Source organism: Niveibacterium sp. (genome assembly GCF_041909475.1).
GTDB lineage: Bacteria > Pseudomonadota > Gammaproteobacteria > Burkholderiales > Rhodocyclaceae > Niveibacterium.
In genome coordinates this window covers 187,866-205,433 of sequence record NZ_JAYRDJ010000003.1, presented here as the reverse complement: position 1 = coordinate 205,433, position 17,568 = coordinate 187,866, and the positions used below count along the sequence as shown (strand labels likewise).

Sequence of the window (17,568 nt, the reverse complement as noted above, 5' to 3'; positions counted from 1 at the left end):
TGAGGCAAACGCCCCTCCCCCGCCGCCCTTTACCCGAATTAAACGAGGCTGCGCCAACGCCGTGCAGCCCATTGCCAGACCGACATCAGCGTCCGCCGCGCGCCCCCGGCACCCGGTGCCTCGCGCAAGACGCATGACGTTCGGACTCTTGTCACACACGAAGGAGACTTACCCATGAAGGTGCATCACCGCGTCGCCCTCACGGCGCTTGCTGTCAGCAGTGCATTGGCTTGTCTTTCCTCCGCACAGGCCGCCACCGAACAGAACAAGGCCAGCTCTGCAATCCTGTTCCAGGGCTTCCACTGGAACTCCGCGAACGGCAGCTGGTATGCCGACCTGCAATCCAAGGCTGCCGACCTGAAGACGCTGGGCGTCACCCACGTCTGGTTCCCTCCGCCCTCGGATGCCGCGTCGACGCAAGGCTACCTGCCGCGCCAGCTCAACGTGCTGAACTCCAGTTACGGCACCGAGACTGCGCTGACCGCCGCAACCTCGGCGTTGAACGCACAAGGCATCAAGAGCGTGGTCGACGTGGTCATCAACCACCGTGTCGGCACGGCAGGCTGGGCCGACTTCACCAACCCGACCTGGGACTGCCGCGCGGTGGTCAACAGCGACGAATGGACCGGCAAGTGCGGCAACGCCGACACCGGCGACGGCTACTCCGCTGCGCGTGACATCGACCACACGCAGACTTTCGTCCAGAACGACATCAAGACCTGGCTGTCGTCGCGCCTCAAAGGCGCCGGCTTCACCGGTATCCGCTTCGACTACTCGAAGGGCTACGGTGCCAGCTACGCCGGCACGTATCAGGACGCGATGGCCGCCGACTTCTGCGTTGGCGAAGTGTGGACCAACCTCGACTACAACAACGTCGACGCCCACCGCCAGCTGCTGATGAACTATGTCGACGGTTCCAGCGGAAAGTGCGGCGCCTTCGACTTCACGACCAAGGGCCTGCTCAACCAGGCACTGTCGGCGAACGAGTACTACCGCCTGAAGGACAGCAGCGGCAAGCCGGCCGGAGGCATCGGCTGGTGGCCGATGAAGATGATCACCTTCGTCGATAACCACGACACCGGCCCGTCGGAGTCGTGCTCGGTCGGACAGAACCACTGGCCGGTGCCGTGCGACAAGGTGATGCAGGGCTACGCCTACATCCTGACCCATCCGGGCGTACCGACAATCTACTACCCGCACGTTTACAACTGGGGCCTGAAGGCTGACATCAAAGCACTCGTTGATGCGCGCAAGGCGGCTGGCGTCACCTCGACCTCGGCAGTCTCGATCCAGCAAGCAGCAACGGGCTTGTACGCAGCCATCATCACCGGCACCAACTACCAGCTGGCGATGAAGATCGGCCCGAACAGCTGGGCACCCTCGGGCAGCTGGACGATGGTGGCATCGGGCGCGAACTACGCCGTGTGGAAGGCAGGCTCGACGGTTGACACCCAAGCGCCGACCGTACCGACCAACGTGGCCAAGGGCACCGTCACGGCAACGAGCGTGCCGCTGACCTGGACCGCATCGACCGACAACGTCGGCGTCACCGGCTATCGCGTTGCCCGCAATGGCACCGCAATCGGAACCACGACGAGCACCAGCTACACCGACAACACCGCTGTCGCCAACACCACCTACACCTACGCGGTGCAGGCCTACGACGCAGCCGGCAACAACTCGGCTTACAGCTCGCCGGCCCTGTCGGTGACGACGCCGAGCGGTGGCACGGGCTGCACCTCGGTGGCGGTCACGTTCAGCATCGCGAACGCCAACACCGTCACCGGCCAGAACCTGTACGTCGTAGGCAACCAGACGGCAATCGGCAACTGGTCGCCGGCCTCGTCGTTCGCGCTGACGATTCAGGGGACGGGCGCCAACGCAACCTGGTCCGGTACGGTGAATCTGCCTGCTGGTGCGGCCACGCAGTACAAATACGTGAAGTACAACCCGAGCACCGGCGCCACCGTCTGGGAAAGCAACCAGACCACCAGCAGCGGCAACCGCGAGTTCACGACGACGACCACGTCGCCCTGCACCGCATCGCGCGCTGACGGCAGCTTCAAGTTCTAAGGCAGTTCAGGCAGCACACGCGGGGCGATTTGATCGCCCCGCTTTTTTATTGTCGGCCGTCGTTTGAGCGCCCCCCGAACAAAAGCGCAATGCCGATAGCCGCACACGCCGCACCACCCGGTTCGGCGCACATCCGAGGAGACACATGTGTTGAAACCCATTGGAACGTTGTTGCTGCTCAGCGCAGCCGCGGCGCCCTTCGCAGCCAGCGCAGACTGGTACTTCCGCGGCACGCCCAATTCCTGGGGCACCACGGCGATGGCCGCCATGGGCGGCACGCTGTACCAGACCTGCCAGAAGTTCACCGCCGGTGACGCCAACGGCGGCCCGCGCTTCAAGATCGACCGTACCGGCAACTGGACAGAGGCCTACCCCGCCACCGACTATGGCGTGTCCGCAAACACGAGCTACACGATCAGGTTCTACAGCGACACCCACGCAATCAGCGTGACCCCGGTGGCGAGCTGCGCACCGGACACCCAGCCGCCGACCACGCCGGGCGTGCCGACCAGCAGCAGTGTCACCTACAACAACGTTGCGCTGACCTGGGCCGCTTCGACCGACAACGTGGGCGTCGCCGGCTACAAGATCGCGCGCAACGGCATTCAGCTCGGCACCACGACCACCGCGGCTTACACCGACACATCGGTCTCCGCTTCGAGCTCCTACAGTTACGCAGTCGCCGCGTATGACGCAGCCGGCAACGTATCGCCATGGAGCAGCAGCCTTGCCATCGTCACGCCGGTCGCGCCGGCCGAGTGGTACTTCCGCGGTACGGCAAATGCCTGGGGCAAGACCCCGATGACCGCGCTTGGCGGCACCCACTACCAGACCTGCCAGTACTTCGCCGGCGGCGACTCCGGTGGCGGCGCGCGCTTCAAGATCGACCGCTACGGCGACTGGACGCAGGCATTCCCGACCGCAGACTACGCGGTGGCAAGCCCGAAGCGCTACACCATCGATTTCTACAGCGACACGAAGGCCATCACCGCCACGCCGGTTGCCAGCTGCGGTACGCTGCCCGCGTCGGAAGCCAGCACGCTGGGCGCCGAGTGGTCCACCACCAAGACGGTGTTCTCGCTCTGGTCCCCCGACAAGACCGACGTGAAACTGGTGCTCGACGGCACCACCTACCCGATGAACCGGGTTGCCGACTTCAACGGCTACGCCGACGTCTATCAGGTGTCGGTACCCGGCAACTGGCATTTGAAGAAGTACTCCTTCCTCGTTGGCGGGGTGTCGGTGCGCGACCCCTACGGCAAGATGGTCGAGCCCAACACGAACAACAACATCGTGATGGACATGAGCACCAGTGCGCTCACGACCGGCTGGGCTGCCCGCCCGGCACTCGCCAACCGCGAGGATGCGGTGATCTACGAGACGCATGTCCGCGACTTCACGATCAGCGCCAACTCAGGCGTTTCGGCCGCCAACAAGGGCAAGTTCCTCGGCATGATCGAGGCTGGCACCACTTTCAATGGCGTGAAAACCGGTCTGGATCACCTGAAGGAACTGGGTGTTACGCATGTGCAGCTGATGCCGGTGTATGACTTCGGCTCCTGCCCGACGGTCACGGACACCGCTTGCTACAACTGGGGCTACGACCCGCGCAACTACAACGTGCCGGAAGAGCGTTACTCGCTGACGCCGTTCGACTATGTGAACCGCGCCAAAGAGTTCAAGCAGATGGTGGACGCCTTCCACAAGGCAGGCATCCGGGTGGTGATGGACGTGGTCTACAACCACACCTTCGCGAAGGAGATGTTCGACCCGATCACCAGCAAGTACTACACCGCGACCGACCTGTCCGGCACCGGCAACTCGATCGACGCCGACCAGCCGATGGTCAGCCGCATGATCCAGGACTCGCTCGAGTACTGGGCGCGCGAGTACAACATCGACGGCTTCCGCTTCGACCTGATCGGCATCTTCAGCTACGCCGAAGTGCAGAAGTGGGCAGACAACCTGAACACCAAGTTCCCGGATCGCAATTTGCTGATCTACGGCGAACCGTGGAATGGCTACGCCACCGACACGAAGGAAGCGCAGCGCGTGCGCCTGGGCACGATCGGCCGCATCTGGAACAGCCATGTCGGCGTGTTCAACTCCAAGTTCCGCGAGGCGATCAAAGGCCAGAACGACAACGGTGGCTGTAACGCGGGCGACTGCTTCGCGTTCAACGCCAATCCGGATACCTGGCGTATCCAGGTCGGCAGCCGTGGCGCGATCCGTGCGACCAAGGACGCCAACACCACGATCGACACCTGGGATCCGATGTTCGCGATGGACCCGGAACAGTCGATCAACTACGTCTCGGCGCACGACAACCTGACCCTGCGCGACAAGATCCTCGCTTGGGCCACGCTCAACGGCGTAACCAACGCGAGCTACCTGCGTCGCATCCAGGACTTCGCCAACGGCGTGGTGCTGACCAGCCAGGGCATCCCCTTCCTGCACGGTGGCGAAGAACTGCTGCGCACCAAGGGCGGCGACGAGAACAGCTACAAGTCGCCGGATTCGGTGAACCAGATCAATTGGCAATGGAAGGTCGATAACGCTGACGTGTTTGCCTACTACAAGCAGATGGTGAACCTGCGCAAAGCCACACCGGCGTTGCGCCTCACCTCATGGGATGCGATCAACAGTTGCGTGACGACCACTCGCCCGCGCTACGGCGTGGTGGTTAACACCATCAGCGGTTGCGGCGTGACTGACACCATCGTGATCGAGAACGCCGCGGACAACTACACCCACCCGCTGCCCGCTGGCACGTGGACGGTGAAGGCCGAGAAGTCCGACGCCTCGGTGGCGCCGCGCACGGTGAGCGGCACGGTGGTCGCCGAAGGTACGGCCGTCACGGTGCTGACGAAGTAGGGCGCAGCCTTTCAAAACGAAAAACGGCCGGGCAATGCCCGGCCGTTTTTCTTTGCTGCGCGGCTTGCGTCAGCTGCCGCCGAGCGCTTCGCGAATCTGCTGCAAGGTGCTGGGGTCGTCGATCGTCGTCAGATCCCCCGGGTCGCGCCCTTCCGCCAGCGCCTGGATCGAACGGCGCAGCATCTTGCCCGAGCGCGTCTTGGGCAGACCACTGACGAAATGCACCCGCCCTGGACGCGCAATCGCGCCGAGCAGGCCATCCACCGTCTTCATCACCTCCGCCTCCAGCGCCGCGCGCTTGGCCTCGGTGTCGCTACGCGTCGGGTCCTTGAGCACCGCGAAGGCCACCGGTAGCTGCCCCTTCAGCGCATCGTTCACACCCACCACGGCCACTTCCGCGACCGCGCTATGCGCCTGCACCGCTTCTTCGATCTCGCGCGTACCGAGGCGATGACCCGCAACGTTGATCACGTCATCGGTACGGCCAAGGATGAAGTAGTAGCCGTCCTCGTCGCGAATGCCCCAGTCGAAGCTGGAATACACCTGCGGCTCCTTGAACAGCGAGAAGTAGGTGCTGACGAAGCGCTTGTCGTCGCCCCACACAGTGGTCAGGCAACCCGGCGGCAGCGGCGGCACCACGCCCACCACGCCCTTCTCGTTCGCGCCGGCTTCCGAGCCGTCTTCACGGAAGATGCGCAGGTCGTAGCCATACACCGGGAAGCTCGGCGAGCCGAACTTGATCGGCGTCTGCTCCACGCCCGGCATCGCCGACAACATCGCCCAGCCGGTCTCGGTCTGCCAGTAGTGGTCGATCACCGGGCGTTTGAGTTCGCCCATGATCCATTCATGCGTCGGCTGATCGAGCGGCTCGCCGGCCAGGTACAGACTGCGCAGTGACGAGAGGTCGTATTTGTGGATCAGCTCGGTCGGGTGCTTCTTCAGCACGCGGATCGCGGTCGGCGCCGAGAACATCACGCTGACCTTGTACTTCTCGACGATGCTCCACCACACGCCGGCATCGGGCTTGATCGGCGTACCCTCGAACATGATCGTCGCCATGCCGGCGATCAGCGGGCCGTAGACGATGTAGCTGTGCCCCACCACCCAGCCGATGTCCGAGGTCGAGAACATCGTTTCGCCCGCGTTGCCGCAGTAGATGTGCTTCATCGACGCAGCGAGCGCCACCGCGTAGCCGCCGGTATCGCGCTGCACGCCCTTGGGCTTGCCGGTGGTGCCTGAGGTGTAGAGGATGTACGAGGGCTCCGACGATTCCAGCCACTCGCACGGCACCTCGGCGTTAAGGTGATGCGCACGCAGCGTGGCGTAGTCCAGATCGCGCCCTTCGACGCGCGGAAAACCGACATCGATGCCACGGTCGACGATCAGCACCCGCTCCGGCGGCGTTTGCGCCAGCCGGCAGGCTTCATCCACCAGATGCTTGTAAGGCACCGCCTTGCCGCCGCGCATGCCGGCATCCGCGGTGATCATCAGCTTCGGCTTCGCATCGTCGATGCGCGTGGCGAGGCTGCCCGCCGCGAAGCCCCCGAACACCACCGAGTGAATGGCGCCGATACGTGCGCAGGCGAGCATCGCGAAGGCCGCCTCCGCAATCATCGGCATGTAGATCAGCACCCGATCGCCACGCCCGACGCCCAGGCCGCGCAGGATCGCCGCGGTGCGCTCCACCTCGCGCTTGAGCTCGGCAAAGCTGTAGGTGCGCTCGACACCGGTTTCGGTAGAGATGTAGATCAGCGCCGCCGCATCCGGCCGCGTGGCGGCATGGCGGTCCACCGCGTTGTGGCACAGATTGGTGCGGCCACCGGCGAACCATTTTGCAAACGGCGGATTCGAAAAATCGCACACTGTCTCGGGCGGCGTCTGCCAATCGATCAGCTTCGCCTGTTCGCCCCAGAAACCGTCGCGATCGTCGATCGAACGGCGATGAAATGCCTTGTAGCTTGTCATGCTCTCCCCCCGAAGACCAAAACAAAATCCCCTGTTTTAAGCAGGGGATTCTTGGGGGTTCAGCTTACATCGCACTGACGCAGGCGCCGCGGCCTGCGCGATTCAGAGATGGGTGCGGATCGGGTTGCCGATCTCGGTGCGCTCGATGTTGATCAGGTTCGCGCGCTCAGCCAGCAGGCCCAGCGGCATGCCGGTGCGGAACTCCGCATCGATGAATTCGAGCAGCGGCATCATCGTGCCGACCAGTTCGCGCACACGGCGGCGCACTTCGTCCGTCTGGCCGGTGCGCAACTGGGTCAGTGCATGGTCCACGCTGACGGCGAGGCGGCTGAAGCGGCCGACGTTCTCCGGCGTGACTTCGCCGGAATCCGACACCACCGTGTTGCCACCCATCAGCTTGCCGTCCTGCACCCGCTGCACGGCCAGTGCGATCAGCGATTCGAGCGTCATGTGCGCATCGCCGCCAGCGGTGGCGAGCCCGATCGTCAGGCTGATGCGGATGCGCTCTTCCTTGTAGGTCATCACGATCGTTTCGATCGCGCGGCGCAGGCGCAGTGCGAAGGCGCCGCAAGCATCGAGATCGGCCGACGGCGAGATGATCGCGAACTGCCCCTCGGCCAGATGGGCGACGGTGTCTTCCTTGCGCACCTTGGCCGACAGCAGCTTGGACATCTTGCGATGAATCAGCTGCGCCACATGGTTGCCGTAGCGCGCGGCAAGTTCGGCGTAGTGGTCGATCTCGATCGCCATCACCGACACATCGCCATGGTAGTTGCGCACCAGCTGCTCGCGGCTCTTTTCCAGGTCGCGGCGGGTTTGCGCCAGTTTCACCAGGGCTTCAAGGCGCGCCAGCAGCTCGACGGTGGGCGTGCCCTTGCTGATGAAGTCGGTTGCGCCGGCTTCCTTGGCGCGTACGCGCGCCTCTTCCTCGTCCTCGCCGGAAATGATGATCACCGGCAGATCGTGGATGCGGGCGAGCCGCGAGGTGCGGATGCGTTCGAGCAGGCCGTAGCCGTCCAGCCGCGGCATACCGATGTCGGAGATCACCACTTCGATCGTCGGATCCAGCAGCAGCGTCTGCCAGCCGGCTTCACCGTCGGCTTCCTCGCGCACTTCGAAGTTCGCACGGATCTGTTTAATCAGCGACGCGCGCACCATGCGCGAATCGTCCACGATCAGCACACGAGGCAGTTGGGTCGCGTGTTGCTCAGGGGCTTGGCTCATGTCGGGGGTGAGTCCGGAAACGATTCAGGGAGCAATCCGCACCACCACGCGGCCATGTGCCTGGCCGGCGATGAAGCGGTCGAATTCAGTCGGTAGTGCATCGAACGCCACTTCACGCGTCAATGCGTCGAGATGCCGTGGCCGCAGGTCCGTCGCCAAGCGCGCCCAGACATGCTCGCGGATCGCGGCCGGCGCGTATCCGGAATCAATGCCGAGCAGGCTCGCGCCACGCAGGATGAAGGGCATCACAGTGGTGTTCAGGTCAGTGCTGGCCGCAAGGCCGATACTCGCGATCGTACCCCAGGGCTTCATCGTGCTGGCGATCCAGGCCAGCACATCGCCGCCCAGGTTATCGACCGCGCCGGCCCACAGGCCCTTGTCGAGCGGCTTGATGTTCGCGAGATCCAGTTCGCTGCGCAGCATCACGCGGGCGGCACCGATCGACTTGAGCCAGTCGGCCTGCTCGGCCTTGCCGGTCAGCGCCACCACCTCGTAGCCGCGCCCGGCCAGCATGTCCACCGCGAGGCTGCCAACGCCGCCGGTGGCGCCGGTAACGATCACCGCGCCATTCTCGGGCTTCAGGCCGTTGTCTTCCATGCGCTGCACACCGAGCGCAGCAGTAAAACCAGCAGTGCCAAGCGCCATCGCCTGGCGCAGATCCATGCCGGCCGGCAACGGCAGCACCCAACCGCCGGGCACCAGCGCGTATTCGGCATAGCCGCCGTGGTGCGCCACGCCAATGTCGTAGCTGGTCGCGATCACCTTGTCGCCGGGCTTGAACCGCGGCGCCGCGCTGCGCTCCACGACGCCAGCGAGGTCGATGCCCCCCACGCAGGGGAAGCGCCGGATGATGCGGCCCTTGCCGGTCGCGGCCAAGGCATCCTTGTAGTTGATGCTGGAGTAGGCGACGCGGATCAGCACGTCGCCCTTGTCGAGCCCATCTTCGGACAGGGTCCGGAAGCCCGCAGTGACGCGGCGATCGGCGTCCTGATCAACGACGAATGCCTTGAACGACTTCATTGCTGTCCCCATCCCTGCGCCCCCGGCATGCGTGTAGCGTGATTTATTTGACGTTATCGGCTGATTATACGCCGGGCATTAGGGGCAATCGGGCCTCCGGGCGCGCCAGACTTGAGAGCCCTCAAGCCACGGCGTGCGGGTGCCGTTATTGCCTTATGGCGCCAGTCGGGCCGGAGACCATGCTTACCAAACCATTCGCCGAACTCAACAGCTATGTGCTGTACCTACGCAGCGTCGAATTCCCGGTGCTGCGCCGGACTGCGCTGGAGCTCAACGCGCTGAAGGAAGACGAGGACAACGTCTCCGCGCGCCAGATCGCGGGCTGCGTGCTGCAGGACCCGCTGATGGCGCTCAAGCTCATGATCCATCTGCAGCGCAACCGCAGTACCACGCAGAACCACGACATCACGACGATCGAACGCGCGATCATGATGCTCGGCGTGACGCCCTTCTTCCGCCGCTTTGGCGAGATCCCTACAGTCGAAGATCAGCTGGCAAACCATCCACGCGCGCTGCTGGGTGTGTTGAAGGTAATCACCCGCGCCAAACGCGCGGCCTATTTTGCGCGGGACTGGGCACTGCACCGCCACGACATCGACGTCGACGAAATCACCGTCGCCGCGCTGTTGCATGAAGTCGCCGAAATCCTCTGCTGGTGCTTCGCCCCCGATCTGGTGCAGCAGGCCTTTGCGCTACAGCGCGCCAACCCCGGCATGCGCAGCAGCGCCGCACAGAAGGGCACGATGGGCATCGCGATCCCGGATCTGCAACTGGCGCTGGTTCGTGAGTATTCGCTGCCGGAGTTGCTGATCACGCTCATGGACCCGCAACGCACCGACAACCCGCGCGTGCGGACCGTGCTGCTGGCCTGCGACCTCGCACGGCATTCCGCCAACGGCTGGGACGACCCGGCGCTGCCCGACGACTTCCGCGCCATCGGCGACCTGCTGCGCATGGATGTCGGCCATGTGATGCAGCGCGTCGGCGTGCCGGCGGATGCGCCGGTATTGCAACTCGGCGACCCGCCCGCCCCGACCGAAGACGCCTGACCATGCTCAAGCGCGCCGGCCACGTAATGCTGCGCGCCCGTATCGCCCGGCGCATCGTGGCTTGGCTTGGGTTGATCGTCGCAGCGGGGACGCCGGCCGCCCCATTGCAAGACTGCACGCGGCCGCTGAGCGTTGCGTACTACGCGACACCGCCCTTCTACTACCGCAGCACCGATGGCGCGACTTGGCAAGGCATTGATCGCGACGTGGTCGATGAACTGGCTCAGCGCACCGGCTGCCGTTTCGAGCCACGCTTCGAATCGCGGGTGCGCATCTGGCAGCAGTTGCAGGCCGGCGCGCTGGACGTGAGCATGTCGGGCATCCAGACCGCGGAACGCGAGCGCTTTGCCCGCTTCATTCCGTATGCGACAGAACGCAACCTCGTCGCCGTGCGCCGTGCGGCCACCGGCACGATCACCCCTTCAAGCGTGCTGACCGACGACACGCTGACCGTCGCGATCACGCGCAGTTACCGCTACGGACCACCGTTCGACGACTGGGTCGCGCGACAGGCTAACGGCCGCGTCTTCGAAGCGGCCGACGAAGAAGCGGCATTCAGGCTGCTGGTGATCGGGCGGGCCGACGCGGCGATCGTGCGTGATCTGGCATGGCCCACCCTCAAGCGCAGCTACCCTGCGGCAGTGCTGCAGTGGCTGGATGTCGGCGCACCGGCCATCGAAATCGGAGTGGTCTTGTCGCGCGCGCAGATCGGAGATGCCTTGTACGAGAAGTTCCGCGCGGCGATCCTTGCGATGAAGCAGGATGGCAGCCTGCAGCGCATCATCCAGCGGCATGTGCCGCCCGATGTGCCGTCATCGACTCGCCCGGATGGCGCGGCGCACTGAGCGCAGCACCCGGCCTGCTCAGCGCTGCCGCAATTCGGTGCGCACCGCGAAGAGTTCCGGGAAGAAGCTCAGCTCCAGCGCGCGCCGCAGGAAACCCACGCCGCTCGACCCACCAGTGCCGGCACGAAAGCCGATCACCCGCTCCACGGTCTTCATGTGCCGGAAGCGCCAGAGCTGGAAATATTCCTCCACGTCGACGAGCTTTTCGCACATCTCATAGGCTTCCCAGCCGTCGCGCGGGTTTTCGTAGATGCCGCGGAACACCTCGACCAGCGCATCCACCTTCCGGTAAGGCTGCGACCAGTCGCGCTCGATGCACTCGGCCGGCACCGGCAGGCCGGTGCGTGCAAGGTGGCGCAGGAACTCGTCGTAGAGGCTGGGCGCTTCGAGCGTCGCGCGCAGCGCCGCCTGCTTCGCCGGGTCGTGGCGAAACACCTCCACCATGGCGGCATTCTTGTTGCCGAGCAGGAATTCGATCGTGCGGTACTGGTGCGACTGAAAGCCGGACGAGTTGCCCAGCACACCGCGGAATTCCATGTATTCGGACGGCGTCAGCGTTTCGAGCACCGCCCACTGCTCGAAGAGCTGCATCTGCACCTGCTTCACACGGGCGAGAATCTTGAAACACGGCCCCAGTTCGTCGCGCTGCACATGGCGGATCGCGGCAGAAAGTTCGTGGATCAGCAGCTTCATCCACAGCTCCGACACCTGGTGCTGCACGATGAAGAGCATTTCGTCATGGTGCGGCGGGTCGGACAAGGGTTTCTGCTGTGCGAGCAGACCATCGAGACTCAGATAACCGCCATAGCTCAGGCGATCACGCAGATCGGTGACGATGCTGTCTTCGAGTTCGCGTTGATTATCCAATTCAAGTCACCGCACTACGCTCGGCAAAGCGCGCTTCCAGCCACTCGCCGGTTTCCAGCACCGTCGCCAAGGCTTCAGCCGCGTCCCACACATCGGCGAAGCGGAGGTAGAGCGGCGCAAAGCCGAAGCGCAGGATGTCCGGCGCACGAAAGTCGCCAACCACGCCACGCGCGATCAGCGCCTGACACACCGGCCAGGCTGAATCGAAGGCGAAACTCACCTGCGAGCCCCGGCGCGCCGGCTCGCGCGGCGTGACCAGCGTGAGCCCCTTGCCGGCACAGCGCGCCTCCACCCGCTCGATGAACAGCTCGGTCAGCGCGAGCGACTTGTCACGCAAGGCCGCCATGCCGCCGCAGGGCTCGGCGGCGAGCAAGGTTTCCACGCCACATTCAAGTGCGCTCATGGCAAGGATGGAGGGCGTGCCACACAGGTAGCGCGCCACGCCCTCACCCGCCTCATAGCCAGGGACGAAGTCGAACGGCCGTGCATGGCCCATCCAGCCGGACAAGGGCTGACGAAAGCGACCAACATGGCGCGGCGCCACCCACACGAAAGCCGGCGCGCCCGGCCCACCGTTGAGGTACTTGTAACCGCAGCCGATTGCGAAATCCGCACCATCGTCGTTCAGTGCCACCGGCAAGGCGCCGGCCGAATGCGCCAGATCCCACACCGTGAGCGCGCCGGCGTTATGTGCGGCAGCGGACAGCGCAGCCATGTCGTGCAGCGCGCCGGTGCGGTAGTTCACCTGCGTCAGCATCAGAAGCGCAGTCTTGGGCCCGAGCGCGGCGGGGATATCGTCGGCCGAATCGACCAGGCGCAGCGTGTAGCGACCGCCGAGCAGCTCAGACAAGCCTTGCACGATGTAGAGATCGGTCGGGAAGTTGTCGCGCTCCGAGACGATCTCGCAGCGCGCCGGGTCTTCTTCGAAGACGATGCGCAGCGCGGCGGCGAGCACCTTGAACAGATTCACCGAAGTCGAATCCGCCGCGATCAGCTCACCCGCCCCAGCCCCCACCAGCGGCGCAATCTGGTCGCCGACATCGGCAGGAAGGTCGATCCAGCCTGCGCTGTTCCAGCTCTTGATCAGGTCCGTGCCCCACTCGCTGCGGATCACCGCGGCAAGGCGCTCGGGCGTCGCGCGCGGCAGCGGGCCGAGCGAATTGCCGTCGAGATAGATCACGCCGGCCGGCAACGAGAACTGCTCGCGCAAAGGCGCCAGCGGGTCGGCGGCATCGCGCCGCAGGCAGTCTTCACGCGTGGTCATGGCAGTTCCCGCAGTACCGCGCGTACCGGGCTGGCGTCGGCGGTGACCAGTTTCAGCGGCAGCGCAATCAACTCGTAGTCGCCGGCCGCCACGTCGTCGAGCACCAGGCATTCGAGCACCGCCATGCCGTGCGCCCGCACGCGCTGGTGGCTATCCAGCGTCTTTGATTCCGCGGGGTCCAATGAGGGCGTATCGATGCCCACCAGCTTCACACCAAGCTCGGCGAGCAGGTCGATAGTTTCTGGCGCCAATGCAGTGAAATCCGGGTCCCAGGCTTCCACCTCGGCGCGGAAGCGGGTACGCACCAGCACGCGCGGCGGGGTATCGACCAGTTGTGGCGCGATCAGATCGGGCGTGATCAGCGTGCGGCGGCCGATTGCATGAATCACGCGGCAAGGCCCGAGGTAGGCATCCAACTGCACCGCGCCGATCGCCGCGCCCTGGGGGTCGTAATGCAAGGGCGCGTCGGCGTGCGCGCCGGTGTGCGGCGACAGTGTCAGCGTGCTGACGTTGACCGGGCTGTCCGGCGCGATCTGCCAGGTCCAGCGTTGCTGGAACGGCGTATCCCCCGGGAAGACGGGGCTGGCCGCCGAGACCGGCGGAGAGATGTCCCAAAGGCGGGCAGGCAACATGGTGCGTCCGGCCAAGCGCCGGCTTGATTCGACAAGGCCTCAGTCTAGCCGCGCCCCGCAGCAAGGTCATGTCGCTGCGCGACATTGATCGGGGTTCATGCCAATGGTGTTTTGGCAATTTTGTCGGATAATGCAATTTGAAGCCCGCTGTCGAGTGCCACCATGACCGAGTCCGAATTCCGCACCCTCGTCGCTCACCTTGAGCGCGAATGCGACATTGCGCCTGGCCGCTACCGCGCCAAGGTCACTGCGCTGGCCGGGCTGGGCTATGCCTACGCGCTGGGGATGCTGGGGCTGACGATCGGCGGCGTGTTCGCCGGCCTCGGCTTGATCGCGTCGCACCATGCGTTTATCGGCGGCAAGCTGTTGCTGGTATGTGGCGTAGCGGCCTTCCTCGTGATCCGCGCGCTGTGGGTGCGCCTCGATCCGCCCAGCGGCCGGCGCGTTTCGCGTGACGAAGCACCGCACCTATGGCGGCTGGTCGACAAACTGCGCGCCAAACAGGCCGGGCCGGAAATCCACGAGATCATCATCGACGAGGCTTTCAACGCGTCGATCGTGCAAACACCACGCCTGGGCATCTTCGGCTGGTATCGCAACACGCTCACGCTGGGCCTGCCGCTGCTGCAAGCCCTGTCGCCGAAGGAATGCGCGGCGGTGATGGCGCATGAATACGGCCACGTCTCCGGCGCACACGGCAAGACCGGCGCGTGGATCTACCGCATCCGGCTGGTGTGGATGCGGCTCGCCGATGTCTTCGCGCAGGAGGAAGGCTGGTTCGACAAACTCTTCACGCGCTTCTTCCGCTGGTACATCCCGTGGTTCAACGCATACAGCTTCGTGCTCGCGCGCCAGCAGGAATACGAGGCTGACCAGGCTTCGGCGCGCTTCGTCGGCCGCACCACAACGGCCAGCGCGCTGGTTGCGGCCAGCGTGAAGGGCCGCTTCATGGCCGAAAAGTTCTGGCCCGCGCTGTATGCCCAAGCAGACCACCAGCCGCGCCCCGGTTTCATGCCGCACGCTGCGATGCGCACAGCCCTGCGAGTCGCCGGCGATTCGGACGATTTCAAGACCTGGATGTGGGACGCGCTCGCGCGGCTGACGACCTACGACGACACCCACCCGAGCCTGCGCGATCGTCTCGACGCGCTGCGCGTGAAGCCGGCCGTGCCCAGCCATCCTGAATACAGCGCCGCCCAGGTGCTGCTGCGCGAAGCCCTGCCGCGCATCACAACCGACCTCGATGCAGCGTGGCTGACCTCGGTCGAGGCTCAGTGGCGTGAACGTCACAACTCGGTACGGGCGGCGCAGGCCGAGGTGGATCGCTTCGCGGGCAGCAACCCGGGGCGCCTGGAAGTGGAAGACAAGTCGCGTTACGCACTGGCGCTGGTCACGCTCGATCGCATCGACGAAGCGCTGCCCTTGCTGTGTGATGCCGCCGAGCATGCGCGCGGCAACGCCGAGACCGCAATGGCCGCCGGCCGCATCCTGGCGGATCGGGGCGACGATGCGGCGGTGCGCTACTTCGAAATGGCGATGGACCGCGACGGCGACACGATCCCCGAGGCGACCTGGCGCGTGGTGCAGTTGTACGAGCACATCGGCAACGAAGCGCTGACCGAGGAATGGCGCGCGCGCTACGAGCGCATCATGGCCGACTAAAGCGCGGTGTTCGCGTAATCAGGCACCGCCGGCGCGGCGCGCCGCTTCCAGGCGCTGCAGCAGCCGGTTGAGGTCGTAGGGCGGCAACAGAAATTCCCGCATCGCCGCGAAGGCGGGCTCGACCAGATCGGCCCGCGCATCGCGGTCAAAGAAGAAGGCCAGGCCGCGCGCCTGATCCAGCAGATCCCGCCCGGCGCGGCGCAAAGGCTCGCGTTCGGCAGCGGTATCGGTGCGCGGCGACAACATGCCGGATTCCCGGTTGAAGACGTTCAGGGCCTCGTGCTGCGCAAGGAAGCGCAGAAAGCGCTGCGCGCCCTCCGGGTTATGGCCGCGCGCCGGCAGCACCACCACATCGAGCGGCGCCTCTTCAGCCCGCGGCACCTGCGGATTGAGTTGCGGGAAAGGGAAGAAGCCGATCTCGGCGGCCAGCTGCGGCGGGAACTTCGATGCCGCAAAGGCACCGAGCAAGACCATGCCAACCGATTTGCGATACAGGTGCGGCAGACAGGCGTCCCAGTCCTCGGTAACGGATTCGGCGAGAAAATCACCGCGCATGAGCATCTCGCGCCAGGGCGTCAACGCGGCCCGCACGCGCGGGTCACCAAACGGCACCTCACCGGCGAGCAGTTGCCGGTGAAAGCCAATGCCGTTGGTACGCAGGTTGAGGTAGTCGAACCAGGCGGCGGCCGGCCAGCCGTGGCGGGCACCCACCGCGGTGGGTGTCACACCGGCGGCGCTCAGCTTGGCACTGACGGCCAGGAAGGCATTCCAGTCGGCGGGCGGTTGCAGGCCGAGCACGGCAAAAAGCGGCCGGTGATAAAAGAAGCCCCACGGGTAGAACGACACCGGTGCGCCGTAGGATTTGCCTTCGTGCTGCAGGGCGTCGAGCGATGCCGGCGTGAAGCGCACGCCGAGTGCCTGCAGCGTGTCACGGTTGTCGATCGGCCGCAGCAAGCCCCGTCGCACCGCCTCGCGCAGCCGCGCACCGGCAAACCAGAACGCCAGATCCACCGGCTCGCGGCCCAGGCGCGTGGCGAAGTGGCGCTTGTAGTCTTCCTGCGGGAATTCGTTCGCAACGATGGCCAGATCGGGATTCAGCGCCGCAAAGGTGTTGATCAACTGAGCCCACGCGGTGCGCTGCCGGCCACTCGAGATCATGAAGTCGATCACCAGCGCGCGTGGCGTCTCGGCAGCGCGCACCACAAGCGGTGTCGCCCATAGCGTGGCGATGCGGCCCAGAGCGGTTCGGCGCGAGACAGTCATGCCGCGATTATCGGCACGGCTGACACGGCACTGGAGGCAGTCAGGTCAACGCAGGCTGCACAAGGCGTGCCGACTCACCAGCGCCAGGCAAGCCCGGCGCCAAGCCCGTGGTGTGCTTCGGCGCGGTTGAGGCCATAGCGGTAGCCGATGTCGAGATCGAAGGTCGGTGCCACGCGATAGATCAAGCCCAGGGTCATCAGGGCTGGGTGCTGATCCGCCGCCGGCTCGGTACCAGACGCGTAGACCACTTCGCCGACGGCTTGCAGGGCATCGCTGAACGCATGGCCAATGCCCGCAGACAGCATCCACTGCCGCTTGAGCACCGCCGCGGCTTCACCGCAGGCATAGGCGCCCACGGCGTTGGCAATCAGCGTCCAGGCTTCGTGTTCGTAGGTGGCGATTGCCGACACGCCGTAGTACGGCAGGCCATTGCCGAGACCACGGCTATGGTCCCCGGTCGGCATCGTGGCGAAGGGCTTGAGCGCAAGCGAGGCGCCGTCCGCCGAGTAGAAGCGCCACTTCGCACCAAGGCTCAAATCCCCCGCCCCCTGAGTCGCGAGCACGGCGCCCGCCTCGTCCGCGGTTTCGGCGCGCATCCAGGTGGCGTTTAGGTAGACATCGACGGTATCGACTACGCCATGCGTGAGCGTGGCATTGGCCACGCGCTGCCGCGTGCCGGCATCGCGGTCGCGCGCGTAGTCGCCGTTCAGCTCAAATTGCCAGCCGCCTTCACCCTGCGTGCCAACGTCGTCCGAAACCAGCGGATGCGCGGCGTGCACGCAGAACGGCAGGCACAGCAACAAGGAGGCGTAGCGAATCATGGTCGGTCG

General features: G+C 65.3%; 13 protein-coding genes. 5 read left to right on the top strand and 8 right to left on the bottom strand.

The features are described from left to right. Window positions 1-174 precede the first annotated feature (174 nt). Window positions 175-2,073 carry a glucan 1,4-alpha-maltotetraohydrolase domain-containing protein gene (locus ACE3P0_RS04670; RefSeq protein ID WP_374400334.1) on the top strand — a complete coding sequence of 633 codons (1,899 nt, stop codon included), beginning with the start codon at window positions 175-177 and terminating at the stop codon, window positions 2,071-2,073. Window positions 2,074-2,223: 150 nt separating this feature from the next. Beyond that, entirely contained in the window at window positions 2,224-4,947 is a 2,724-nt protein-coding gene (locus ACE3P0_RS04665) for an alpha-amylase family glycosyl hydrolase (RefSeq protein WP_374400331.1), read from the top strand. 69 nt (window positions 4,948-5,016) lie between these two features. Here the strand turns inward: ACE3P0_RS04665 and ACE3P0_RS04660 are convergent, their stop codons facing one another. From ACE3P0_RS04660 to ACE3P0_RS04650, 3 genes are all read right to left on the bottom strand, one after another. Beyond that, window positions 5,017-6,912 (bottom strand): propionate--CoA ligase, encoded by a 1,896-nt coding sequence (locus ACE3P0_RS04660; RefSeq protein WP_374400329.1) that lies wholly within the window; start codon window positions 6,910-6,912, stop codon window positions 5,017-5,019. A gap of 102 nt (window positions 6,913-7,014) precedes the next feature. Then, the gene (locus ACE3P0_RS04655) at window positions 7,015-8,136 is read right to left on the bottom strand and encodes a response regulator (RefSeq protein ID WP_374400327.1); all 1,122 of its coding nucleotides are present in this window, start codon (window positions 8,134-8,136) and stop codon (window positions 7,015-7,017) included. A gap of 24 nt (window positions 8,137-8,160) precedes the next feature. Then, window positions 8,161-9,156, bottom strand: a complete 996-nt coding sequence (locus ACE3P0_RS04650) for an oxidoreductase (RefSeq protein WP_374400325.1) — start codon at window positions 9,154-9,156, stop codon at window positions 8,161-8,163. Between the two features lie 179 nt (window positions 9,157-9,335). Between ACE3P0_RS04650 and ACE3P0_RS04645 the strand changes: the two genes are divergently transcribed. Continuing rightward, complete coding sequence (locus ACE3P0_RS04645; protein ID WP_374400324.1) at window positions 9,336-10,205, top strand: HDOD domain-containing protein; 870 nt, start codon at window positions 9,336-9,338, stop codon at window positions 10,203-10,205. 2 nt (window positions 10,206-10,207) lie between these two features. After that, on the top strand, window positions 10,208-11,050 hold the full coding sequence (locus ACE3P0_RS04640) for a substrate-binding periplasmic protein (protein ID WP_374400322.1): 843 nt from the start codon (window positions 10,208-10,210) through the stop codon (window positions 11,048-11,050). A gap of 18 nt (window positions 11,051-11,068) precedes the next feature. On the opposite strand, the gene kynA is transcribed toward ACE3P0_RS04640, so the two are convergent. Genes kynA through kynB form a run of 3 tightly spaced genes read right to left on the bottom strand, consistent with a single transcriptional unit; the run spans window position 11,069 to window position 13,813 of the window. Continuing rightward, window positions 11,069-11,917 carry a tryptophan 2,3-dioxygenase gene (gene kynA, locus ACE3P0_RS04635; protein WP_374400320.1) on the bottom strand — a complete coding sequence of 283 codons (849 nt, stop codon included), beginning with the start codon at window positions 11,915-11,917 and terminating at the stop codon, window positions 11,069-11,071. A gap of 1 nt (window position 11,918) precedes the next feature. Further along, complete coding sequence (kynU, locus tag ACE3P0_RS04630; RefSeq protein WP_374400317.1) at window positions 11,919-13,181, bottom strand: kynureninase; 1,263 nt, start codon at window positions 13,179-13,181, stop codon at window positions 11,919-11,921. After that, window positions 13,178-13,813: an arylformamidase gene (gene kynB / locus ACE3P0_RS04625; protein WP_374400314.1), complete on the bottom strand. Its 636-nt coding sequence runs from the start codon at window positions 13,811-13,813 to the stop codon at window positions 13,178-13,180. Before kynB ends, kynU begins: the two co-directional genes overlap by 4 nt. A gap of 162 nt (window positions 13,814-13,975) precedes the next feature. On the opposite strand from kynB, the gene ACE3P0_RS04620 reads away from it, so the two are divergent. After that, window positions 13,976-15,475, top strand: coding sequence for a M48 family metalloprotease (locus ACE3P0_RS04620; RefSeq protein WP_374400312.1), 1,500 nt, complete (start codon window positions 13,976-13,978; stop codon window positions 15,473-15,475). Window positions 15,476-15,493: 18 nt separating this feature from the next. Here the strand turns inward: ACE3P0_RS04620 and ACE3P0_RS04615 are convergent, their stop codons facing one another. Both ACE3P0_RS04615 and ACE3P0_RS04610 read right to left on the bottom strand, forming a co-directional pair. Continuing rightward, window positions 15,494-16,738 carry an ABC transporter substrate-binding protein gene (locus ACE3P0_RS04615; protein ID WP_374400310.1) on the bottom strand — a complete coding sequence of 415 codons (1,245 nt, stop codon included), beginning with the start codon at window positions 16,736-16,738 and terminating at the stop codon, window positions 15,494-15,496. A 74-nt stretch (window positions 16,739-16,812) separates the two neighbouring features. After that, complete coding sequence (locus ACE3P0_RS04610; RefSeq protein ID WP_374400307.1) at window positions 16,813-17,559, bottom strand: transporter; 747 nt, start codon at window positions 17,557-17,559, stop codon at window positions 16,813-16,815. Window positions 17,560-17,568: the final 9 nt, after the last annotated feature.